This is a genomic window from Pseudoalteromonas thalassia (assembly GCF_049257215.1).
In the GTDB taxonomy this organism is placed as follows: Bacteria; Pseudomonadota; Gammaproteobacteria; order Enterobacterales; family Alteromonadaceae; genus Pseudoalteromonas; species Pseudoalteromonas lipolytica_C.
Genome location: NZ_JBMMUE010000011.1, coordinates 36,084 through 57,073 on the forward strand (window position 1 = coordinate 36,084; position 20,990 = coordinate 57,073).

Annotated in this window: 22 protein-coding genes and 2 tRNA genes; 9 read left to right on the plus strand and 15 right to left on the minus strand. The window is 39.4% G+C overall.

Annotation, left to right across the window (positions count from 1 at the left end; genetic code table 11):
- The first annotated feature begins 1 nt into the window (after window position 1).
- Window positions 2-1,171, plus strand: a complete 1,170-nt coding sequence (gene prpF, locus AAEU31_RS13515; protein ID WP_199526574.1) for a 2-methylaconitate cis-trans isomerase PrpF — start codon at window positions 2-4, stop codon at window positions 1,169-1,171.
- Between the two features lie 40 nt (window positions 1,172-1,211).
- On the opposite strand, the gene AAEU31_RS13520 is transcribed toward prpF, so the two are convergent.
- Entirely contained in the window at window positions 1,212-2,120 is a 909-nt protein-coding gene (locus AAEU31_RS13520; protein WP_421967489.1) for a substrate-binding periplasmic protein, read from the minus strand.
- Window positions 2,121-2,350: 230 nt separating this feature from the next.
- On the opposite strand from AAEU31_RS13520, the gene AAEU31_RS13525 reads away from it, so the two are divergent.
- Window positions 2,351-2,665, plus strand: coding sequence for a DMT family transporter (locus AAEU31_RS13525; RefSeq protein WP_421967490.1), 315 nt, complete (start codon window positions 2,351-2,353; stop codon window positions 2,663-2,665).
- A 117-nt stretch (window positions 2,666-2,782) separates the two neighbouring features.
- Here AAEU31_RS13525 and AAEU31_RS13530 read toward each other — a convergent pair whose 3' ends face one another.
- Genes AAEU31_RS13530 through AAEU31_RS13560 form a run of 7 tightly spaced genes read right to left on the minus strand, consistent with a single transcriptional unit; the run spans window position 2,783 to window position 9,035 of the window.
- A complete protein-coding gene (locus tag AAEU31_RS13530; protein WP_135924354.1) occupies window positions 2,783-3,637 on the minus strand; it encodes a fumarylacetoacetate hydrolase family protein in 855 nt (284 codons plus the stop codon).
- Between the two features lie 20 nt (window positions 3,638-3,657).
- A complete protein-coding gene (locus AAEU31_RS13535) occupies window positions 3,658-4,434 on the minus strand; it encodes an SDR family NAD(P)-dependent oxidoreductase (protein ID WP_135924355.1) in 777 nt (258 codons plus the stop codon).
- Window positions 4,435-4,456: 22 nt separating this feature from the next.
- Window positions 4,457-5,314, minus strand: coding sequence for an amidohydrolase family protein (locus tag AAEU31_RS13540; protein WP_421967491.1), 858 nt, complete (start codon window positions 5,312-5,314; stop codon window positions 4,457-4,459).
- 11 nt (window positions 5,315-5,325) lie between these two features.
- Window positions 5,326-6,357, minus strand: a complete 1,032-nt coding sequence (locus AAEU31_RS13545; RefSeq protein ID WP_421967492.1) for an aldo/keto reductase — start codon at window positions 6,355-6,357, stop codon at window positions 5,326-5,328.
- A gap of 23 nt (window positions 6,358-6,380) precedes the next feature.
- The gene (locus AAEU31_RS13550; RefSeq protein ID WP_421967493.1) at window positions 6,381-7,529 is read right to left on the minus strand and encodes an alpha-hydroxy acid oxidase; all 1,149 of its coding nucleotides are present in this window, start codon (window positions 7,527-7,529) and stop codon (window positions 6,381-6,383) included.
- 20 nt (window positions 7,530-7,549) lie between these two features.
- Window positions 7,550-8,734: a UxaA family hydrolase gene (locus tag AAEU31_RS13555; RefSeq protein ID WP_421967494.1), complete on the minus strand. Its 1,185-nt coding sequence runs from the start codon at window positions 8,732-8,734 to the stop codon at window positions 7,550-7,552.
- A 1-nt stretch (window position 8,735) separates the two neighbouring features.
- Window positions 8,736-9,035: a UxaA family hydrolase gene (locus AAEU31_RS13560; RefSeq protein ID WP_135924360.1), complete on the minus strand. Its 300-nt coding sequence runs from the start codon at window positions 9,033-9,035 to the stop codon at window positions 8,736-8,738.
- A gap of 317 nt (window positions 9,036-9,352) precedes the next feature.
- Between AAEU31_RS13560 and fucP the strand changes: the two genes are divergently transcribed.
- The 3 genes from fucP to AAEU31_RS13575 all read left to right on the plus strand — a co-directional run bounded on the left by fucP (window position 9,353) and on the right by AAEU31_RS13575 (window position 12,019).
- The gene (gene fucP, locus AAEU31_RS13565; RefSeq protein ID WP_421967495.1) at window positions 9,353-10,768 is read left to right on the plus strand and encodes an L-fucose:H+ symporter permease; all 1,416 of its coding nucleotides are present in this window, start codon (window positions 9,353-9,355) and stop codon (window positions 10,766-10,768) included.
- A 1-nt stretch (window position 10,769) separates the two neighbouring features.
- Window positions 10,770-11,123 carry an L-rhamnose mutarotase gene (locus AAEU31_RS13570; protein WP_421967496.1) on the plus strand — a complete coding sequence of 118 codons (354 nt, stop codon included), beginning with the start codon at window positions 10,770-10,772 and terminating at the stop codon, window positions 11,121-11,123.
- Window positions 11,124-11,233: 110 nt separating this feature from the next.
- Window positions 11,234-12,019, plus strand: coding sequence for an IclR family transcriptional regulator (locus AAEU31_RS13575; protein WP_235382397.1), 786 nt, complete (start codon window positions 11,234-11,236; stop codon window positions 12,017-12,019).
- Window positions 12,020-12,384: 365 nt separating this feature from the next.
- On the opposite strand, the gene AAEU31_RS13580 is transcribed toward AAEU31_RS13575, so the two are convergent.
- From AAEU31_RS13580 to AAEU31_RS13595, 4 genes are all read right to left on the minus strand, one after another.
- A tRNA-Val gene (locus tag AAEU31_RS13580) sits at window positions 12,385-12,461 on the minus strand.
- Window positions 12,462-12,571: 110 nt separating this feature from the next.
- Window positions 12,572-12,648 (minus strand) — tRNA-Val (locus AAEU31_RS13585).
- A gap of 113 nt (window positions 12,649-12,761) precedes the next feature.
- The gene (locus tag AAEU31_RS13590) at window positions 12,762-13,781 is read right to left on the minus strand and encodes a DUF3080 family protein (RefSeq protein ID WP_421967497.1); all 1,020 of its coding nucleotides are present in this window, start codon (window positions 13,779-13,781) and stop codon (window positions 12,762-12,764) included.
- Complete coding sequence (locus AAEU31_RS13595) at window positions 13,756-15,114, minus strand: MATE family efflux transporter (protein WP_421967498.1); 1,359 nt, start codon at window positions 15,112-15,114, stop codon at window positions 13,756-13,758. Before AAEU31_RS13595 ends, AAEU31_RS13590 begins: the two co-directional genes overlap by 26 nt.
- A gap of 98 nt (window positions 15,115-15,212) precedes the next feature.
- Here AAEU31_RS13595 and AAEU31_RS13600 point away from each other — a divergent pair, with 98 nt between their 5' ends.
- Entirely contained in the window at window positions 15,213-15,854 is a 642-nt protein-coding gene (locus AAEU31_RS13600) for a riboflavin synthase subunit alpha (protein ID WP_421967499.1), read from the plus strand.
- On the opposite strand, the gene AAEU31_RS13605 is transcribed toward AAEU31_RS13600, so the two are convergent.
- Window positions 15,851-16,054: a CPXCG motif-containing cysteine-rich protein gene (locus tag AAEU31_RS13605; RefSeq protein WP_135924367.1), complete on the minus strand. Its 204-nt coding sequence runs from the start codon at window positions 16,052-16,054 to the stop codon at window positions 15,851-15,853. The two genes, AAEU31_RS13600 and AAEU31_RS13605, sit on opposite strands and share 4 nt — an antisense overlap.
- 209 nt (window positions 16,055-16,263) lie before the next feature.
- Entirely contained in the window at window positions 16,264-17,124 is an 861-nt protein-coding gene (locus AAEU31_RS13610; protein WP_135924368.1) for a fructosamine kinase family protein, read from the minus strand.
- Between the two features lie 112 nt (window positions 17,125-17,236).
- On the opposite strand from AAEU31_RS13610, the gene AAEU31_RS13615 reads away from it, so the two are divergent.
- Window positions 17,237-17,932, plus strand: a complete 696-nt coding sequence (locus tag AAEU31_RS13615; RefSeq protein ID WP_199526560.1) for a DUF445 domain-containing protein — start codon at window positions 17,237-17,239, stop codon at window positions 17,930-17,932.
- A gap of 56 nt (window positions 17,933-17,988) precedes the next feature.
- On the opposite strand, the gene AAEU31_RS13620 is transcribed toward AAEU31_RS13615, so the two are convergent.
- A complete protein-coding gene (locus tag AAEU31_RS13620; protein ID WP_135924370.1) occupies window positions 17,989-18,351 on the minus strand; it encodes a DUF3718 domain-containing protein in 363 nt (120 codons plus the stop codon).
- Window positions 18,352-18,706: 355 nt separating this feature from the next.
- Between AAEU31_RS13620 and AAEU31_RS13625 the strand changes: the two genes are divergently transcribed.
- Window positions 18,707-19,492, plus strand: coding sequence for a hypothetical protein (locus tag AAEU31_RS13625; protein ID WP_421967500.1), 786 nt, complete (start codon window positions 18,707-18,709; stop codon window positions 19,490-19,492).
- Window positions 19,493-19,604: 112 nt separating this feature from the next.
- Window positions 19,605-20,987 (plus strand): amidohydrolase, encoded by a 1,383-nt coding sequence (locus AAEU31_RS13630; protein WP_421967501.1) that lies wholly within the window; start codon window positions 19,605-19,607, stop codon window positions 20,985-20,987.
- The last annotated feature ends 3 nt before the right edge of the window (window positions 20,988-20,990 follow it).

Genomic DNA, 20,990 nt, shown 5'->3' on the forward strand with positions numbered 1-20,990 from the left:
AATGGCGTTTAAACCACAAATTAAGGTGCCAGCTACCTATATGCGTGGCGGCACCAGTAAAGGGGTGTTCTTTAACTTAACTGATTTACCTGAGCCTGCCCAAGTGGCAGGTGAGGCGCGCGATAACCTGTTATTGCGTGTAATTGGCAGCCCCGATCCTTATCAAAAACAAACTGATGGCATGGGCGGCGCAACGTCAAGCACCAGTAAAACGGTGATTTTATCGAAAAGCGCTAAAGCTGATCACGATGTCGATTATCTCTTTGGTCAAGTGGCTATCGATAAAGCGTTTGTTGATTGGAGTGGTAATTGCGGCAATTTAACTTCAGCAGTAGGGGCCTTTGCTGTGTCGAACGGCCTTGTTGATGCCAACAAAATTCCAGAAAACGGCGTTGTCGAAGTTAAAGTATGGCAAGTCAATATTAGTAAAACCATTATAGTGCATGTGCCAATTACAAATGGTGAAGTACAAGAAACTGGTGATTTTGAGCTTGATGGTGTGACATTCCCTGCCGCTGAAGTGAAACTTGAATTTATGGATCCTGCAGATGGCGAAGGGGCCTTATTCCCAACAGGTAATTTAGTCGATGAACTAGACGTGCCAGGCATTGGTATGTTGTCTGCGACCATGATCAATGCGGGTATTCCAACGGTTTTCATTAACGCCAGTGAAGTTGGCTATGATGGTACAGAGCTGCAAGAAGCCATTAACGGTGATGTATCTGCACTTGAAAAATTAGAAACGATTCGTGCTTACGGAGCATTGAAAATGGGGCTAATTTCTCATATTGATGAAGCAAAGGCACGTCAACATACGCCAAAAGTAGCTTGGGTTGCACCAGCTAAAACTTATCATGCGTCAAGCGGTAAAGTTGTTAGTGATACAGATATTGATTTAGTGGTACGCGCTATGTCGATGGGTAAATTACACCATGCGATGATGGGCACAGCTGCGGTTGCTATTGGTACTGCAGCTGCTATTCCTGGAACCTTGGTTAACCTTGCTGCAGGCGGTGGCGAGCGTCAGGAAGTAAACTTTGGTCATCCTTCTGGTACTTTAAAAGTGGGTGCCGCTGCTACGCTTGTTGATGACAAATGGCAAGTCACAAAAGCAAGTATGAGCCGAAGTGCGCGCGTGTTAATGGAAGGCTGGGTTAGAGTGCCCGAGTAGTAATCTATAGCGTACTGATATGATCAAAATAAAGCGGCGGTTACGTCGCTTTTTCTAATCCGTAGCACTGTTGTTTCATGCCTTCAATAAACTCATCAAACTTGCCGCTTTGTTGCATCATTTCTATTTCATCATTCAAATCTTGTAAAACTTTTTGCCAATGCGGTGTTGATTTACTGACAGAGTAATAAAGTGCTTTGTATTCAAGTTTTGGTTCTAGTGCGACCAGTGATTCTAATATTTGTCGCTTACCCTTAATTGATAACTCAGATTTATGAACGCTGGCTTTTAACACTTCAAGATCTGCCACAATGAGGCTTACACGATTACTTAATAAGAGGTGTATTAATTGATACTCATTATTTGCCACGATTGTATCGATTTCTTTGTTATCGATCATGGCATCTAATTCTTTGGTGTTTTTATATGAGCGTACCACTCCAATAGGCAGGTCTTTTACTGAGTTTAAGTCACCATTGAAAGGGATTTGGTTTCCTTTTAACGCCACGAAAGATAGATCTCCTCCCGGGATTGCATGACTTAAAGCGAGTAAATCGTTACGGGTTTTATCTAAAAAGTTATCAGAAATCACATTACCTTCAATGAGGTACTCAGGAAAGAGGATGTCTGCTCGGCCTAATTCAGCTTCTCTAACTGCACGAGCCCAAGGGTAAAAACTAATATGAACGCCGTAGCCTTTTTCAAGAAGAGCACTGACCGTAAATTGGAAAAGCCAACCTTTATTACATAAGTTTTCGTCTATATAAGGGGGCCAATCGAGGGTAACGAGCTTTAGAACGTGTTTGGCATCTAGGTTATAACCGTACCCGCCATTAAAGCGTACCGCTTGCTCTGTAATAAATTCGCCATCCATTTCATAAGTAACAGGAGTAAGGTTAGCAATAGCTTGATATGAAAAAAATAAAAATAACGCTGCAAACAGTTTCATATAGTATTTAAGTTTTGTTATTTACATATAGCTTAGTCTTTTGCTGTAAATATACAACCTAATCACTTGAACAATATACCTCTAAGCTGTAGCTTAAATCTAATTCACATCGTTGACAGGGTATTTGCAACATAGTAGATTTCTTCGGGTGTAGCGAAGTGTTACACCGCTTTAAGGACGACCTTAAAGTTGTGATTTTAATTCGGGGACGACCCCAAAAGAGGTCGACCATGAATTGGATCCTACTTATTACTGCCGGCTTACTTGAAGTCGCTTGGGCTTATGGCCTAAAACAATCAAACGGTTTTACTAAACCACTCATCTCATTCTTTACAGTTTTAACTATGGCTGCGAGCTTTTATTGCTTAAGTGTGGCGCTTAAATCATTACCACTTAGTTTGGCTTATGCCGTTTGGGTAGGTATCGGCGTAATTGGCTCAGCAATTATTGGTATGACGCTACTAGCAGAAGGCGTGAGTCTATTAAAAATAGCCAGCTTACTGCTGATTGCGCTTGGAATTATTGGTTTGAAACTAGCCAGTTAGATTTTTTATCTCTGAAAATAATTAAGTAATCTTTCGGATTGGTATTAAATAAAAATCCGATAGGCTGTCGCTCTATCGGATTTTGGTCCTGATCAAATGTAATTTGGGATTTATTACTTAGTGTAATTTCTTATAATCAACGACCCGTTGCTGTTGTACACCTAAGCCTTCAATGCCTAGGGTTACAACATCACCATCGTTCAAATAAATTGGCGGAGTTTGCCCTAAACCAACTCCCGGTGGAGTGCCTGTAGAGATAACATCGCCTGGTTGTAGGCTCATAAATTGGCTGAGATAACTGACGATAAATGCTGGATCAAACACCATGGTTTTAGTATTACCATTTTGGAATTGGGTATCGTTTACTTTTAACCACATATCTAAATTAAGTGGATCAGCAATCTCATCTTTGGTTACTAGCCAAGGACCAAGTGGACCAAATGTGTCACAGCCTTTACCCTTATCCCATTGGCAGCCACGCTCTAGTTGAAAGTTACGCTCAGATACATCATTACAAACACAATAACCAGCTATGTAGTCATTGGCATTTTCAACATTGACATAGGAGGCGTGCTTACCAATGACGATGGCAAGTTCAACTTCCCAGTCTAATTTTTCGCTGTTTTTAGGTTTGATAATATTATCGTTTGGTCCACTGATGGCGCTGGTGGCTTTACTGAATACTTCAGGCTCCTTTGGGATTGCCATGCCAGATTCTGCAGCATGATCTGCGTAGTTCAAACCAATGCAAATGAACTTACCAACGTTAGCAACGCATGCGCCGATTCTTACTGACTCATCTACAATAGGCAGTGATGTAAGGTCTAAGCGTTTTATTTTTTCTAGGCTCTCAACTGAAAGAGCGGCTCCATTAACATCATTAATAATGCCACTTAAGCAACGAATTTTACCGTCACCATCTATAATACCGGGTTTTTCTTGGCCTTCAGGGCCATATCTGAGTAGTTTCATAATGATTCTCTTTACTTCAGTTAATTATTAAGTGTGACGAAACCGCCATCAATCGGGAAATTACTGCCTGTTATAAATGCAGCGTCGTCTGAGCATAAGTAATCAACAAGTCCTGCGATTTCTTCAGGTTTACCCATGCGACCAATAGGTTGGCTTTTTGAGAGCTTTTCAAACATCTCAGCCTGATTATCTGGGTAGCTTTGTGCTAAAAAGTTATCAACAAAAGGGGTATGAACACGACCAGGGGCAATACAGTTACAACGAATACCGTATGATAAATAATCTTTTGCTACAGAGTAGGTCATGGTTAAAACGGCACCTTTAGTCATTGAATAGGCAAACCTATCGGCAATTCCTACGGATGAAGCAACAGATGCTAGATTAATGATGACGCCGCTTTGTTTTTCTTTCATACTTGCAATGGCTGCATGCATACAGTTATAAACACCTTTAACATTGATGTTGTAGAGTCTGTCTAAGTCTGACTCTGTGGTATTTTCGATATTGCCAATGTGGGCTATACCTGCATTGTTTATCAGAATATCAATGGCATAGTGTTTTTTTATAGTTGCAAACAACTCAGCTACTTGTTGATGGTTAGCTACATCCACTGCAAATGCTTGTGCAGATCCACCGTTTTCATTTATTTCTTGCATCACTGTGTTTGCAGCATCGATATTTAAATCAACAACAAGAATATGCATATTCCGTTTTGCTAAACGTAAACAGATACTTCGACCTATTCCGCTACCACCTCCTGTTACTAAGGCAATTTTTTTTGAGCTTTGCTGATTCATAATGTGTCCTTAAAAGGTGTGATTAGAGTAACTTATAAAAATTTCGCGCATTTTCTGACCATATCAACTGCCGTTCTGCGTTAGGCAATTCATTGATCAATTCCTGACTAATGTCATGCCACAAAGCATAACTGCCATTCATGTTGACAACAGGCCAATCACTTCCCCAAAGAATTCTTTTCGGACCAAACAATTGATAAATGAGCTGAAAATATTGACGATAAATAGCAACATCAACACAATCTGTTGCAGCTTGTGTCATTAGTCCTGAAAACTTAATAGAAACATTTTCTAACTCTTCCAAGCAGGTTAACTGGTGTTGCCATTTAGTTGACATAGGTTTTGTTAAGTCAGGTTTAGCAAGGTGGTTAACTACAATATTTAATTGTGGATAGCGCTTTGCAATTGATGTTATCTGCTCAAGATGTATATCAAGTATGAGTGCATCAAATGTAAGGCTGTTGTTTGCTAAAAAATCAAAAATAGCAGCAAAATCGTCATTGAGTATCCAGTCAGGGTCGTCAATATCTTGCAACATTGGACGAATACCTTTGAAATAGGGATTTTTACTTAATGACGCTAAATGAGAAATGACATCGTTGGCTTGAAAATCAACCCAACCGACCACACCTGCTATGAAATCAGTTTTTTTAGCTAGTTCGAGCAAGAAGTATGTCTCATCTATTGAATCTGCAGCTTGAACCACAATTGTGCTCGTTATGCCATATAACTCTAATGCTGGAGCTAGTAATTCAGGCAAATAATCTTTATAGAGACAAGTAAAGTCAGAAGTTAGCCAGTTATAGTCTCCTCGGCTTAATTGCCAAAAGTGTTGATGGCTATCTACTTTTTCTATTATTGAGCTAGATGTTGATTTCATAATTACGCTCATTACATCGGTACTGGGGCATTTTCAGCAAGTAACTGTTCAGATTTTAAATCTTGCCAAAATGCACAAGGGATCATTTCATTAAATAGCTGTACAGTTTTTGCAACTCGCTTTGCATTGCCAAGGCCTGGAATAACCGATGCAACTGCCGGGTGTGCAAGCGGAAATTGCAGTGCAGCAGCTGCGAGAGTGACATTATGGTCTAGACAAATTTGCTCAATTCTATCTACTTTTAAAATTACTTCTTTAGGGGCAGGGTTGTAGTTATAAAAGGGCGTTTTGTTAGTGCGAACGCCAGTTGCTAATATGCCCGAGTTGTAAGGACCGCCAAGTATTATCGACGTACCATTTGCAATGCATTGAGGAAGAAACTCGTTGACTGGTTCTTGTTCAAGTAATGAGTATCGGCCGGCTAATAAAAAACAATCAAACTGGCCAATATTCATGGCACGCTTACAAATTTCTACTTCGTTTACACCTAAACCAATCGCTTTGATTTGTCCGCTACTTTTAAGTTCATCAAGTGCTCTATAACCACCTTGCTCGAACTGCATAAAATAAAATGAATCTCTATCTCCATGAGTATCTCTGCCTAGATCATGAACCAGAAGAATATCAATTTCAGCGAGCCCTAAACGTTGCTGACTATCCTCAAATGAACGCATAATGCCATCGTAGCTGTAGTCATATTGAGCATCAAAAGGCATTGGAGTAGCAAAACCATGGCGAAGCTGAGTTACATCCGCTTTCGCGTCTGGTTTAATGAGTCTTCCAACTTTTGTGGATAATATATAATCCTGTTTTGGAAGTTCCCTTAGTGCATCTCCCACTCGACGTTCACTTAGTCCTGCACCATAACGCGGAGCTGTATCAAAATAGTTGATACCTATATCAATAGCCGATGATAAAGTTTTTTTAGCTTCTTCATCACTGACTGGTTGATATAAATTACCCATAGACGCAGCTCCAAAACCTAACGTTGATATATTTAGGTTTGTGTTACCAAGTTGACGAGTGTTGAAAACGTTTTTCATAATATTCCTACCATATTGTTCAGCTATTTAACTAGGAAGCTAGGTAAGTCCGTTACTTTTTCACAGCCTAATTGGTTCATTATCTGCGTTACCTGCATCATCAATGCATTAATGGTATGAATGCCTCCTTTATCACCTAATGCGCCAACACCATATACAAAAGGTCTACCCAGAAAAGTAAAATCTGCTCCACTTGCTAGGGCACTCACAATATTAGTGCCGCTTCGTAAACCGCTATCCATAAATATCTTTATGTCTTTTGAATACTTAGATGCGATAGTTTGTAGTGGTTTTACTGGTGATTCACCTGCATCAAGTTGTCGACCACCATGATTAGAAATTACGACAGCATCAGCGCCAAGTTCTATAGCCGATTTCACATCTTGTTCACTAATTAATCCTTTTATTACTAATGGCCCTTGCCACATATCTCGTATAGGCTTTAGTCCCTCAATATCTACACGGCCCATAACCGTTTTATTCATAAATGCTGCAAGTTCATCGGTTGGCATGTCTTTAGGCATATAGGGTTTTAGGGTTTGCATTTCAGGCTTGCCGGCAAGCGCTGTTTCGTAAAACCAACGGGGTCTACTTAGCATTTGCATGATGTTTGAAAGTGTCATTTTAGGTGGCATCGCCAAACCATTGCGGATATCTCTTGGGCGATAGCCAAATGTTGGCACATCAACTGTGACAACCAATACAGGGTAGTGTGCTGCTTTTATGCGACTTAATAGATCTTTACGAATGCTCTCATCCGTTGGGTTGTATAATTGGAACCAAGCATGACCCTCAGACACTTCTGCAATACGCTCAAGGCTAGATGACGAAACAGTACTTAATACATAAGGGATATTTTTTTCAGCGGCAGCTTTAGCCAGTATCTCAGGCGCTTTTGGCCACATTAGGCCTTGCAAACCAACGGGTGCAATTCCAAAAGGAGCAGAGTAGGTGTGGCCAAATAGTTCAACTGATTGATCGCTGCCAGAAAAAGGCTTTAATAATGTACTACGCAATTGTACAGCATTGATCTCGTCTCGATTTCGCTGAACACTTCGCTCATCCATACAGCCACCTTCAAGGTAGTCAAATGCAAAGCGTGGTATGCGTTGTTTGGCTTTTTTCTTGAGGTCCGATATATCAGGGTATTTATGATTAAAGTAATTATTCATGATGATGTCCTCTGCTCACATTAATTCAAGCAAGCAGGTCCTATGCTGTCGAATGTTTTATAAGTTAACAAAAATTCCTGATGTCCCATTTGTTCAGATTTACTTTGTTCACCACTTGCAATGCGGACAATAAGATCAAAGATTTCATCTCCCACTTGCTCTACCGTTTTCTGACCTTCGATAATACTTCCAGCATTTATATCCATGTCATCACTTAAGTTTTTGTATGTTTCAGGGTTTGCGCAGATTTTAATTACTGGCGAAATAGCTGAACCAACAACGGAGCCACGACCGGTTGTAAATAATGTGATATGGGCACCTGATGCAATCATTTCGATGATTTCTTGATTATCAGAGATGTTTGGAAATCCAAATTTAGGGTCTCCATCAGGGACTACATCCATCAAGAATAAGCCTTTTTTGTGAGGCTCTTCACCCGGTTTAATAATGCCATTAATTAACGAGCCACCTGACTTAGCATAAGCTCCCATTGATTTTTCTTCTTGTGTTGTTAAGCCACCCTCTGCATTACCCGGAGCAAAGCTGCCATAGCCCATTTTCGTGTAATATTTCTCAGCTTTTATGACACAAGATACAAGCTTGTCTGCAAGGTCTTTCGATTCGGCCCTGTGCGCCATTATTTGCTCGCAGCCCACAAGTTCGCCGGTTTCTTCAAAAATGCAGGTTGCATTTTGCGTAATTAAACGGTCGAAACACTTACCAACAGCAGGGTTTGCGCTGATACCACTGGTGCCATCTGAACCACCACAAATTGTGCCAATAACTAATTCATCAACCGTCATATCAACAACAGGGCATGAAGAAATTTGTTCTAGAATAGCCGCAGCTTCTTGAACCCCTTTATCAATGGTGTTTTTTGTTCCGCCGTTATTTTGAATAACAAGTGTACTAACGGGGCGACCAGACTGACTGATAGCTTCACTTAAGTGTTCACGGTTGAACCCTTCACATCCCAAAGAAACGAGTAACACACCGCCAACATTAGGGTGGGTACACAGTTTAGTCATCATAGAAAGTGCATAATTGTTTGGATAGCAGCCAGGAAAGCCAATAAGTTGGATGTCTTGGTTATTTGACTTATTAACGATTGTTCTTGCCACATGGTGTGCACATTCAACTAAGTAGGCTACAACCACAGTGTTACGAATACCTTTTTTACCATTACTTCTTAAATAGCCCTGCATATTAATCTCCACTAACTGAGTGCCTAGTGTGGCTTGCTATATAGTCACTCTTCATATTGTGAAGGTGCACATGCTGTCCTTTTTCAATATCGTCAGTGGCAGATCCGATAGGCACACCGTATTTTAAAATTTGTTCGCCTTTTTGAATTGCACGGCAGGCAACTTTATGACCAACAGTGACATCTGTATTTAGCGTTAGCTCATCATTTGCAATGGTGATCGCTTCACCAAGGTATGCAGCCTGACAACAAACAATGACGTTGTCTTGTTCATGCAGTAACACAAATTTATTTCCAGACATTCAATCCTCACAATTAAAGTTTGTTGGTACACTAGCAATTTATTTTAAGTATGAATTATTTTTTCATATTTAAAATATTTGTAATAATTAAACAAGTCAACATCTTTCTTTTGTCTCTAGCCACTGTCATTTGTTGCTAAAGCCAGGAACCTTTAAAAAAATAGTAAATAAACAATTGTTTTTTATAGACATATTTAAAATAATATTTTTCTTATATGAAATTTAATTGTATATATGAATTTATCGTGCAATCTTTTAAACATGAACTGTACTAAGCAGTTCGTATTAACAGCATTTAACTAAGAGCGTAATTAACAATGAACACATATCAATTAGGTACAAAAGAGGGAGGGGAAACTGCACCATTAATCGCAACGGATATGCTGATACCTTTTATTCTGGTTGCAGCACTTTTTCCTCTTTGGGGCTTTGCAAATGACATTACCAACCCGCTGGTAAAAGCGTTCAAAGATATTTTTCTAATTTCAAATGCACAGAGTTCTCTTGTGCAATTTGCTTTTTACTTAGGGTATGGAGTGATGGCTATTCCTGCCGCATTGTATATTCGGCGCTATTCGTATAAATCTGGGATACTACTTGGACTTGGGCTATATGCACTGGGTGCATTACTATTTATTCCTGCTAGTTATTACATGGAATTTAATTATTTTTTGGCTTCTTTGTGTATTTTAACCTGTGGATTGGCACTCTTAGAGACAACTGCAAATCCTTATATTTTATCAATGGGAGATGAGCGGACAGCCACAAAGCGGTTAAATTTAGCGCAAGCATTCAACCCTGTTGGTTCGTTGATGGGCATGTTTGTTGCTTCAACTATGATTCTAAATAAGCTTGAAATAGAACAGTTTAGAGCTGAAGAAAAATTACAACATCCAGAATATGCACATTGGCTCCCCGCAGTTGTTGATGAAAAGCTTACCGAAGCACTTTATACCTTTTCAAAAGAAGAACCATTTAATCATATGGCGATGCAGGCAGCTGATTTGGCGACAATACGCGACCCTTATGTGGTAATTGCTATGATTGTTATTGTCTTATTTTTTATCTATTTATTTTATCGCTTGCCTAATACACAGGCTGTTAAAGTAAATCAAAGTGACAATAGCGCGAAGGAGGTTTTTGTAAAACTTATTAAAAATAAGCGCTATGTTGAAGGTGTGATTGCTCAAGTTTTTTATGTTGGTGGACAAATTATGTGCTGGACTTTCATTATCCATTACGGGATGACTGAAGTAGGCTTAACCGCTTCTGAAGCGCAGAATTACAACATTGTTGCTATGTGTGTTTTTCTGGCCAGTCGCTTTATTTGTACGTTTTTACTTAATTGGGTTAATGCCGCATTACTGCTGATGATCTTTGCAATTGCTGCAGCGAGCTTGACGTTTGCTGTCATTTTTACCGGGGGGATACTCGGATTGTATTGTCTTATTGCTGTTTCGGGGTGTATGTCTCTAATGTTCCCAACAATTTATGCTATCAGTTTAGGCGGTTTAAAAGCCGATGCAAGTATCGCATCCTCAGGGTTGGTCATGGCGATTGTCGGAGGAGCGCTAATGCCACCTCTACAGGGGCAGATGATTGATGCAGGGCCACTGATTAAGTCACTAAGTGCAGTACAAACCTCTTTTTTACTACCTTTAATTAGTTTTATGGTGATAGCTGTTTTTGCTTATCGCGTTATCTATATACATAAAACATCAGTGGAGAAATGAAATGCAATATTGCTTAACATTAGAGCTAGAAAACAACGATGATTTAATAGCCGAATATGAGAAATACCATGCCCCGGGAAATGTATGGCCTGAGGTTGTAGCGGCAATCAAAGAAGTGGGTATAACGAACATGGCGATTCATCGGCTAGGCACACAATTAATTATGATACTTGATACCTGCGATGATTTTAGTTTTGAACACAAAGCCAGATTCGATGCTCAAAATAATAAAGTTCAAGAATGGGAAGCATTAATGGAAAAGTTTCAAAAGGTTGATACGTCATCCAGTAAATCTACTAAGTGGAAGCTTGTTGAGCGGATTTTTTCACTGGATGAACAAATAGCAGCTTATTAAATGGTTATGGCGCTTTTTCTCATAAATGAAACTAATGTATACTTTTGTAATCTGAGGAAATTTTATAGCTAGTCTCAAAAAACTAGTGAGTTATATTAAGGTGAATATCAGTGGAAAAAGAAACGGATTCTAAATCACGGAAAAAAGTGTATTCAGCTCCTGCGCTTGAAAAAGGATTGGATTTGCTTGAATTGCTGTCAAGTGAAGTAGACGGTCTCAATATCACGGATATCACAGCACGACTCGATCGTTCGGTCGGCGAGTTGTTTAGAATGTTGGCTGTATTAGAGCAACGCGGCTATATTGAAACGCCAGCGGGAAGTGATAGGCATAGATTAACCTTAAAGCTTTTTGGGCTAGCCAATCGGTTTCCACCTATTAAGCGTTTAACATCGCTAGCTAACCCTTTGATGCACAGATTATCTTATACCATAGAGCAATCTTGCCATTTAGTGATCTACTACGAAGGTAAAGGTCATGTTGTAGTGCAGCAAGATTCACCTTCGGCGCGTATCTTTAGCGTTAGACTTGGCGCTGAAGCACCCTTAGTAAATACCTGTTCAGGTCATTTATTGTTGGCGTTTTCTGAACGAGAAAAGCGTGATTTAATGCTTAGTCGTGTGCCAAGTGACCACCCACAAGCAAATTCTGAACAACTCGAGGATATAATCAATCGTGTTAAAAGTCAGGGTTATGAGAGTGTGATTAGTGCGCAAGCTCATGGAGTAAATGATATTGGTTATCCGGTGTTTGATGCAACAGGTCAAATCGCAGCGGCGTTAGTTGTGCCATTTATTGATTTCACTGACGGCTCTCATACAACTGATATGGCAATGATCCACGAAAATATGCAGGTAACAGCTTTAGAGTTGTCGAAGCTATTAGGGTATGAGTGATCCCAATTATCAAATTAGAATATTTAGAGTTGGTACGAGCGAGTAGATTCGAACCACCGACCTTTGGAGCGGGCCATCAAGAGTGGTAGTGCGCTAAGCGAATGAGCTTTATGCTATAGGATATTTAGAATTGGTACGACCGAGTGGATTTGAACCACCGACCTTTGGAGCGGGCCATCAAAAGTGGTAGTGGGCTAAGCGACTTAGCTACAACTGTACAATTCAGATTTTCGGGTAATATCTTAGTAAAGGTTGGAATAAATTTGGTACGACCGAGTAGATTCGAACCACCGACCTTTGGAGCGGGCCATCAAGAGTGGTAGTGAGCTAAGCGACTGAGCTTTATGCTGTAGGGTATTTATAATTGGTACGACCGAGTGGATTCGAACCACCGACCCCTACCATGTCAAGGTAGTGCTCTAACCAACTGAGCTACGGTCGTACAGAAGTGTCAAAATCAAGAGTGGTACAACCGAGTGGATTCGAACCACCGACCTTTGGACCGGGCCATTAAGAGTGGTAGTGCTCTTTCCTTTGGTTATACCTAAATCGTGGTACAACCGAGTGGATTCGAACCACCGACCCCTACCATGTCAAGGTAGTGCTCTAACCAACTGAGCTACGGTTGTATTTTGATTTAAAAAGTTGTCAGCTTGGCTAAACAACGGAGGCTAATATATAGCGACTGCTTGTGTGAATCAAGCAGCTTTAGCTATTTTTATGCTAAGTGCTGGTTTTTTACTCATAACGGACTAATTTCGCACGCTCGATAAAAACCTTGCCACCAAGTTACATGGCTTTTAGCAGAGCGCTTAAGATTCCGTAAAATTGCCTCATTACTTTCGCTATCTACAAATGGGCTCATTTCAGTGTCACGCCATATTTGATGATAAAGTGGTTGTAGGGTTTCTAATCTTCCCACCAAGAATGATTGATAAGGTTGTAACTGCTCCAAATAAAACTTTTTAAACACATTACTTAGCGTTTGTGCTTTTTGTTTATTCTTGTTGGCAGGACAGAGTTCATCATTTGTGTACTGCATAAGCAGCTCTGTTAATTGTTGATTGTAATGTGTTTGGGCTCGAGCCGCCGAAATTAACAGCTTGTTGTATTTAAAACGGTTTAACACTTCAAGTTGGCTGATAATTTTATCGGGCTCTATATCGTTTATTTTGCCGTTATTAATTTGATTGTTTAATTTAGCAATCTGCTCCAATGCGCTCACGGTTTCGCTAAAACCTGACGTATTTTCATCAATATAAGTCGAACTTAGCTGCCAGCTTTGTTTAAACTCGGTTTCATTGAACAGCATAGCTTTAAAGTAGTTGGCTAAGTTTGCTTGTTTTTTTGCTGCGGTGAGTTTTATTTTTTCAAACAGTTCATCTTGTTCATCAATGCTTTCTAAGCATTTATTTGCGCTTTGTATAAACTTAATTTGATAACTCAAAACATTAGCGGGTGTTGCCGTTTTGCCAAGCTGGTTATTGTGCTCAGCAATAAGAGTTGCAAGCTTACACTGACGTAACTGGGCAAGTTCCAGCATGCCGATCGTTGCTTTGTCTTCATCGTCATAAGCGAAGTGCTTAACAGTTAGCGTACTCGGTTTAGATAGCTTAAAACCTTCGGTTTTAAGCACGTTATTTAGTCTTTGCGCATAGGTGTGATTTACATCACCAGAAGAGGGTGTGCAGGCAATAAGTGCCACACACACTAGAGCAATAATAGAGTTTAGAAGGCTATTGGTTTTGCAAAAATGGTGCATGTTTAAATCGCCTATGAACTGTGAACATCAACATAATTGCTGCGGCACTTAACCCCACAATAATGCCTATCCAAAAGCCATGAGGGCCCATTGCTGGAACAATTAAATCTGTACGAGCAAGTACGAATCCAAGCGCAAATCCGATCAGCCAATATGAAACAAATGTTATGTAGCCAATAGGGGCTGTGTGCTTTAATCCACGTAAAATGCCGTTAGCTGAGACCTGTAAAGCGTCTGGCAATTGGTAGATGCAAGCCAATACCATAATTGAAGAGGCAAGTGCTAATACCTCAGGATTATCTGAATACAATTGGCTGATGATATCACGAGCAAAGAATGTAATACTGGCTAGCATAAATGCAATTACAGCTGCCAGAATATAGCTAGTTCTTACTGCATTTCTTAATTGCTCAAAGTGCTGCTGACCAAATAAATTGCCAATACGTATACTTATCGCAATTGAGAGACTTAGTGGCATCATAAATAGCAAGGTGGTTACACTGGCTGCAATCTGATGGCCAGCGACTGCGACTGCACCTAAATGAGCTATAAATAAAGGAATACAAGCAAATAAGGTTACTTCAAAAAAGGTAGCAAGTGAGATAGGAATACCTACTTTGGTAATGATCCACATTGTTGAGAATTTTGGTAATGCAAAATTAGCGAGGAGTTCTTTAGCGTTCACTTTTTTACTGAAATGACAGTAAATGACTTGAGTTAGCGCCATAGAAGTAAATACAAGTGCTGTGGCTATACCGCATCCGGCACCACCGTAGGCATCAAACCCTAATTTACCGTGGATAAACACATAGTTTGCAGGAACATTTACAGCTAAACCGATTAGGCTGATATAGAAGGCTGGCTTTGTCATACCCATACCTTCAGTAATATTGCGATACACGCTAAATAGCAAAAAGCCCAGCATTCCCCATTTAACAAAGTAAATATATTGCTCAGCCAGAGATGTAATCGCAGCGCTGGTGTCCAGTTGATTTAATACGCTATCAGCAAAACCTGCGACTAAGACACCTATGAAACTGAGTATCAGTGCTAAATATAAGCCTTGTTGAAAATAATGACTAATTCCTTGTTTATCATTTGAACCTGAAAATTGCGCAATAATTCCTGTAAGCGCAAGTAAAATCCCTTGAAGGGCAAGCATTAATGGGTTCCAGATACCAGTTGCAATTGATAAAGCAGCTAAGTCAGTTGCGCTTACTTGACCTGCCATTACTGTATCAACCAGAGTCATTAAAATAAGTGTAACTTGCGCCAAAAACACTGGGATGGCTAAAGAAATTAAGCGCTTGGCTTCCCAACTACAAAAAAGCATATAAAACACACAACTAAAAAAACAGACAAACATTGTAATCTATTCATAGATCAATAAAAATCGCAGTTATCTATTTAGTGAAGAAAAGAAGTGTTGCTATGTTTACCGGAATTGTACAAACCCAAGCTATTGTAAAAAAAGCGATTCACGAAGGTGGAATTTTACGACTCACTTTACAGGTAGCTAATGACTATGCTGCTAACTTAACTGTGGGGGCGAGTATTGCTATTAATGGCTGTTGTTTGACAGTCGTGAGTTTTGAAAAACAATCAGCAGAGTCCAGTTTTATTAATTTTGATGTAATAGATGAAACACTAAGACTAACTAATTTAGGTGCATTAACTGAGCATGACACAGTAAATTTTGAGCGTTCAGTTACCTTTGGCACAGAATTAGGAGGGCATATTGTTTCTGGTCATATTCATTGTATGGCAGAAATTATTGCAATTAACCATGATCAAAATAATTGTAAAATGCACTTATCATTAGCAGCTGAATGGCAAAAATACGTACTCTACAAAGGTTTTGTTAGTGTTAATGGCGCAAGTTTGACCGTTGGCGAAGTTGATGAACAGGGCTTTTGGTTGCACCTAATCCCTGAAACACTCGCAATCACAAATTTAGATAAGTACAGTGTTGGTGATAAGCTTAACATCGAAGTTGATCAACAAACCTATACCATTATAAACACCGTAGAAAATTACCTATCCCAACAAGAACATAGCAAACGAGCAAATTAAAAAATTTGCTCGTCGTCGCTGTCAACGAAAAGTTCTAGTTTGTTGTGTGCGTAATCAATATGCATATTTAAGTGGATCGGGTTACAGCATGCGCTGCAATCTTCGTAGTAATCCTGGTCACCGTCGCTTGCATCAAGAGCAACATGTATATGGTGGCCACAATGAGGGCATGAAATACGTTGTGTGAAATGTTCTTTCATCAGCTTTTACCTTAATCAGGCATGCCTGAGTTCGTTAAATTGCAATCAGAATTAAACCTTAACCCATGAAAAATGAATCTAGATTTAATCAGATTGGTATAACTTACTAACCGCTAAACAAGCGGCTAGCACCTGTATCTGAACGCGTTATAAGTAAACTATAGCCACGATTAACGGTTTATGACATTCGTTTTACAACGATTTTAATGTTATTTAAGGAGTAATTCGATTTGTTGTTTTGCTTCAGTAAGATAGTGTCCTGCAAAAATGTTTGCATGGTTAAGAACAGGGTAAAGTTGATAGATGAGTTTTCGTTGCTCATATCCAGATTGTAATGGGTATAAGGCATTGTAAGCCTCGTAAAAGGCATCAGGCAGTGGAGCAAATAATTCGCTCATTGCGATATCGCATTCCCGATCACCATAATAACAAGCTGGATCGAAAATACTGGGTACGGTGTTATAAAACCCCATATTTCTTCGCCAAAAATCACCATGGAGTAGAGATGGTTCCACTACATGGCTATGCAGTGCATCTTTAATAAAGGCGATGAACATTTCTTGGTTTACTAACTCAATGCCTTTTTCTTGTAACAATTGCAGTTGCCAGCCTATTCGTTCCTCTGCAAAAAATACATCCCACTTTCTGTGCCATCGATTGGGCTGAACAGTTGGTCCTAAAAAGTTATCATTATCAAAACCAAACATGGCTTGAGTATGTTTTTGATGAAGCATGGCTAAATGTTCACCCATTTGATACCAATTTGAATGTGGTTGCTTATCAAGTTCTAACCATTCTAGAACGATGAATGAATACTCAATGTTACAACCTGTAGTGATGCAATCGGGTATCATAAATAAACTCTCTTGCGTGAGCAGCTCTAAATTAAAAGCTTCACATTCGAGTCGCTCTAAATCACTTAAGTGAGCCACCTTAACAAAGAAGTGGTGTAGATCATCACCAATATGGAAGTATTTATCGTTATTGGGTGATTGTAACTGGCGTTTAAAAGTATGCTTAAACTCAAAATGCATCGCTTGGCTTATCTGCTCATTCACCGAATTCCACATAATTCTGTTCACCTTTTAACCATATAATTAAACTATGGCAAAAAGACGGTGAATTAACAAACCCATGGCGTTAATATTATTAAAGTTTAGTAATTAATTTACGAGGATTCAGATGAATAAAAGTCTCATCACTAATTTAGTGGCAGTTGCCTTAGTATTAGTCGGATTTTTATTTGATCAAACAGTTGTCTTAACGGTTGGTTTATTTGCCTTATCTGGGGCTGTAACAAACTGGCTTGCAATTCATATGCTGTTTGAAAAAGTCCCTTTTCTTTACGGATCAGGCGTCATTACTCTTAAATTTGCCTCTTTTAAAGTTGCTATACGTAACTTAGTTATGACCGAGTTTTTTGCAGAAGAGAAAATTGATCAAGTCATGGCTTTAGCGAAACCTAATATTGATCTTGAGCCAGTTATTAGTGAAGTTAATTTAAGTCCGGCTTATGATTCTTTAATTGAGGTCATTGAAAACTCACAATTTGGTGGCATGCTGTCTATGTTTGGTGGCCGAGATGCGTTAGAGCCTATGCGTGAACCTTTCATTGAAAAAATGAAAGCGGCGGTGATTGATATATCAAAGAGCGACGAATTTAAAACGATTCTTGATGAAAAGCTATTTGCCAACTCTCATCTAGGTGGGTCATTACATGGTACAGTTGAGCGTTTAGTTGATGAGCGTTTAAACGAACTTACGCCAACTATGGTAAAAGATATTATTCAAACCATGATCAAAGAACATTTAGGTTGGTTAGTGATCTGGGGCGGGGTGTTTGGCGGCTTATTTGGTCTTATCGCTGCGTTAATATAATAGGGTTAGGGTGTGTAGCAGGCCGGTATCGGCCTACTACTTAGAATTCATCATAATTATTTAGAACCAGCAATAACAATGACTGTATCGTCAGATACTTTAGCAATATCTTGGATACTGGTTTTTGTTGTTGTTTCAAAATTCAAATAACTTGCTGATTTATTAAACCCATAGGTGCTAGCAAACTTTTCAGTGCTCATTTCATTACACTGTAGCTTTTCTGTCATAACCCGTTTGCTTAAGCGTAAATCACGCATTGTGTTTATTACGTTTAATGGTTTGTTTGAAGCAATTGCCATACACGCTTGAGTACCAACATTGTCATCTGCTGCTACAAATTGTGCGGCGTTTGTTTCTGTTGCTACTAATGAAGAACCTAAAATTAATGCTGTACCGAGTGCTGTTGTTAACGTATTCATCTTTCTCTCCAGTTGTTTGTCCATGTGACACGTCATATGTGCTACCTCGCTTTGGATACTGCACACTTCCTATTTGCTGGGCACAGTTAAAGTATGCGCTAACCGAGAGTAATTGCTGTTAATGAAAATCGACAAGTTGTAAGTAAGTATGTAGATGTGAACAACAAAAAATAACCGCTTGATAAGGTATATTTTTAAGTGTGAACTTTGACACAATTCGAGAAATATTTTTCTATTTTTATTATTAAAAAATCTTTATTGGCTAGTATTAAAGGTTTGGTTTTTACGTAATGGTTACATTTACGTTTTAACTCTACATTTTTTAGTCGCGCTATTTAAAGTATAAGGAGTACCAGTGGCCACGAAATTAGCAGGCTATTATCAACAAGCTTATGCATCTGAATCAAAACATTTTAATCAATGCTTCTATTGCGGTTGTGAAGCCACTGAGCGAGATTTTTGCCCACCACTACATATGCTACAAAGCATTATAGATTTAGGTGAAGACGCAGAATTTATATCTATTCCAGCATGTTATGAATGTTTTGCGTTACTACATAACGAACGGATACTGACCATTGATGGGCGAGTGAGAAAGCTTAAAAAGAAACTTTCAGCAAAATACGCTAAAGCGTTGAGAATTTATCACATGTGGCATGAAAGTGAGCTTCACGATATGAGTGATGAATTTGTACATAGCATTAAAGCAGGTATGAAGTTAGGTGCAGAGGCTGCAGAGCGGCTTGCATTTCAAGGTTATAGTTATGCAACAGAAGAGGCCAGTGTAACTATTCGTCAAAAGCGTGCCGAATTTGATGTGCAAGGCAAAGTCTTTTATGACTTTAAAGACGCGCTAAATTACTGCATTAATGATTTGAACGTAGACAGAACAGAATTCTATAAGCTGGTGGTTGAAGATTATAATGGTGATTTTAATCGTGCTTTAAGCCAATATCGCCATCGCCACGAGAATGTAACAGCAGCAAACGATGCTGATTCACTGATTAAAAGTTTTGCGAAGCAGCATAAACAAAATTCAGACTTTGTAACTCGCACTGTGAAGCATTTTATTAACAAAGATCCGAGTTTAACTACCGAAGGTGCTTTAGAGCAGCTATATAACAATTACATTAAAAAATAGAGCAAAACAAAACAGGTAATTCGTCCCAATAAACTGCTACTTGCCTCGTTTGTTCGCATTGAAATTAACATTTGGTTAAAGTGGTTCAATAATAAAAAGGAGAAACAACATAATGCAAAAATTTGCTCCATCCGTATTGGTCATGGCGCTTGGTGTCGCGCTAGCGGGATGCCAAGACAATGGCCCTCAAGATCCAAAAGTAACCATAAATAAAAACCCATACCCAAGCACCTATAAGCCTCTTGCATCACAAAGCACATTGATCACAAATGCAACAGTACTAACTGGCACAGGTGAGCGCATAGATGATGCAGATGTTTTCTTTGTTGATGGCAAAGTACAGCAAGTTGGTAAAGATTTATCAGTTCAAGCTGATAAAACGATTGATGCACAAGGCAAATGGGTAACACCAGGTATTATTGATGTGCATTCACATTTAGGTGCATATCCAACACCATCGGTGGCATCTCATCAAGATGGTAACGAAATGACAAGCCCTGTTACAGCTGAAGTGTGGGTTGAACACTCTGTCTGGCCACAGGACCCAGGTTTTAATCGTGCTCGTGAAGGGGGCATTACGTCTTTACAAATTCTACCAGGTTCTGCAAACCTGATTGGTGGTCGTGGCGTAACGCTTAAAAATATTCCTTCTCATACGATGCAAGGGATGAAGTTTCCTGATGCACCATATGGTTTAAAAATGGCATGTGGTGAAAACCCAAAACGTGTTTATGGTAGTAAAGGTGTTTTACCATCAACGCGTATGGGTAATATGGCCGGCTATCGTACAGCTTGGATAGAAGCAGCAGAATATAAGCGTCAATGGGAAAAATACGAGAGCGATTATGCTGCTGGTAAAAACCCCGAAGTACCGCACCGTGATATCAAGCTTGATACCTTAGCGGGTGTTCTTGATGGCGAGATACTCATTCATAACCACTGCTACAAGGCAGAGGAAATGGCTATGATGATCGATCTTGGTAAAGAATTTGGCTATCACTCAGGTACATTCCATCATGGTGTTGAAGCTTATAAGATTGCTGATCTATTAGCTGAAAATGGCAACTGTGCAGCACTTTGGCCAGATTGGTGGGGCTTTAAAATGGAAGCCTACGACATGGTTCAAGAGAACGTAGCAATTGTTGATGCAGTTAAAAATTCATGTGCAGTGGTTCACTCAGATTCCGACACAACAATTCAGCGTCTAAACCAAGAAGCAGGGAAAGTTATGTACCGTGCCAATGATGTTGGTTATAACATTTCTGAACAACATGCAATCAAGTGGATCACATCAAACGCTGCGAAATCACTAGGCATTGATGACAAAACAGGTTCACTAGAAGCGGGTAAACAAGCTGATGTGGTTATTTGGAATCAAAACCCATTCAGTGTTTATGCGAAAGCTGAACAAGTGTTTATTGATGGTGCCAAAGTTTATGATCGTAATGATGATAAATATCAAGCACAAAGCGATTTCATGCTAGGTCAAAAATAGGAG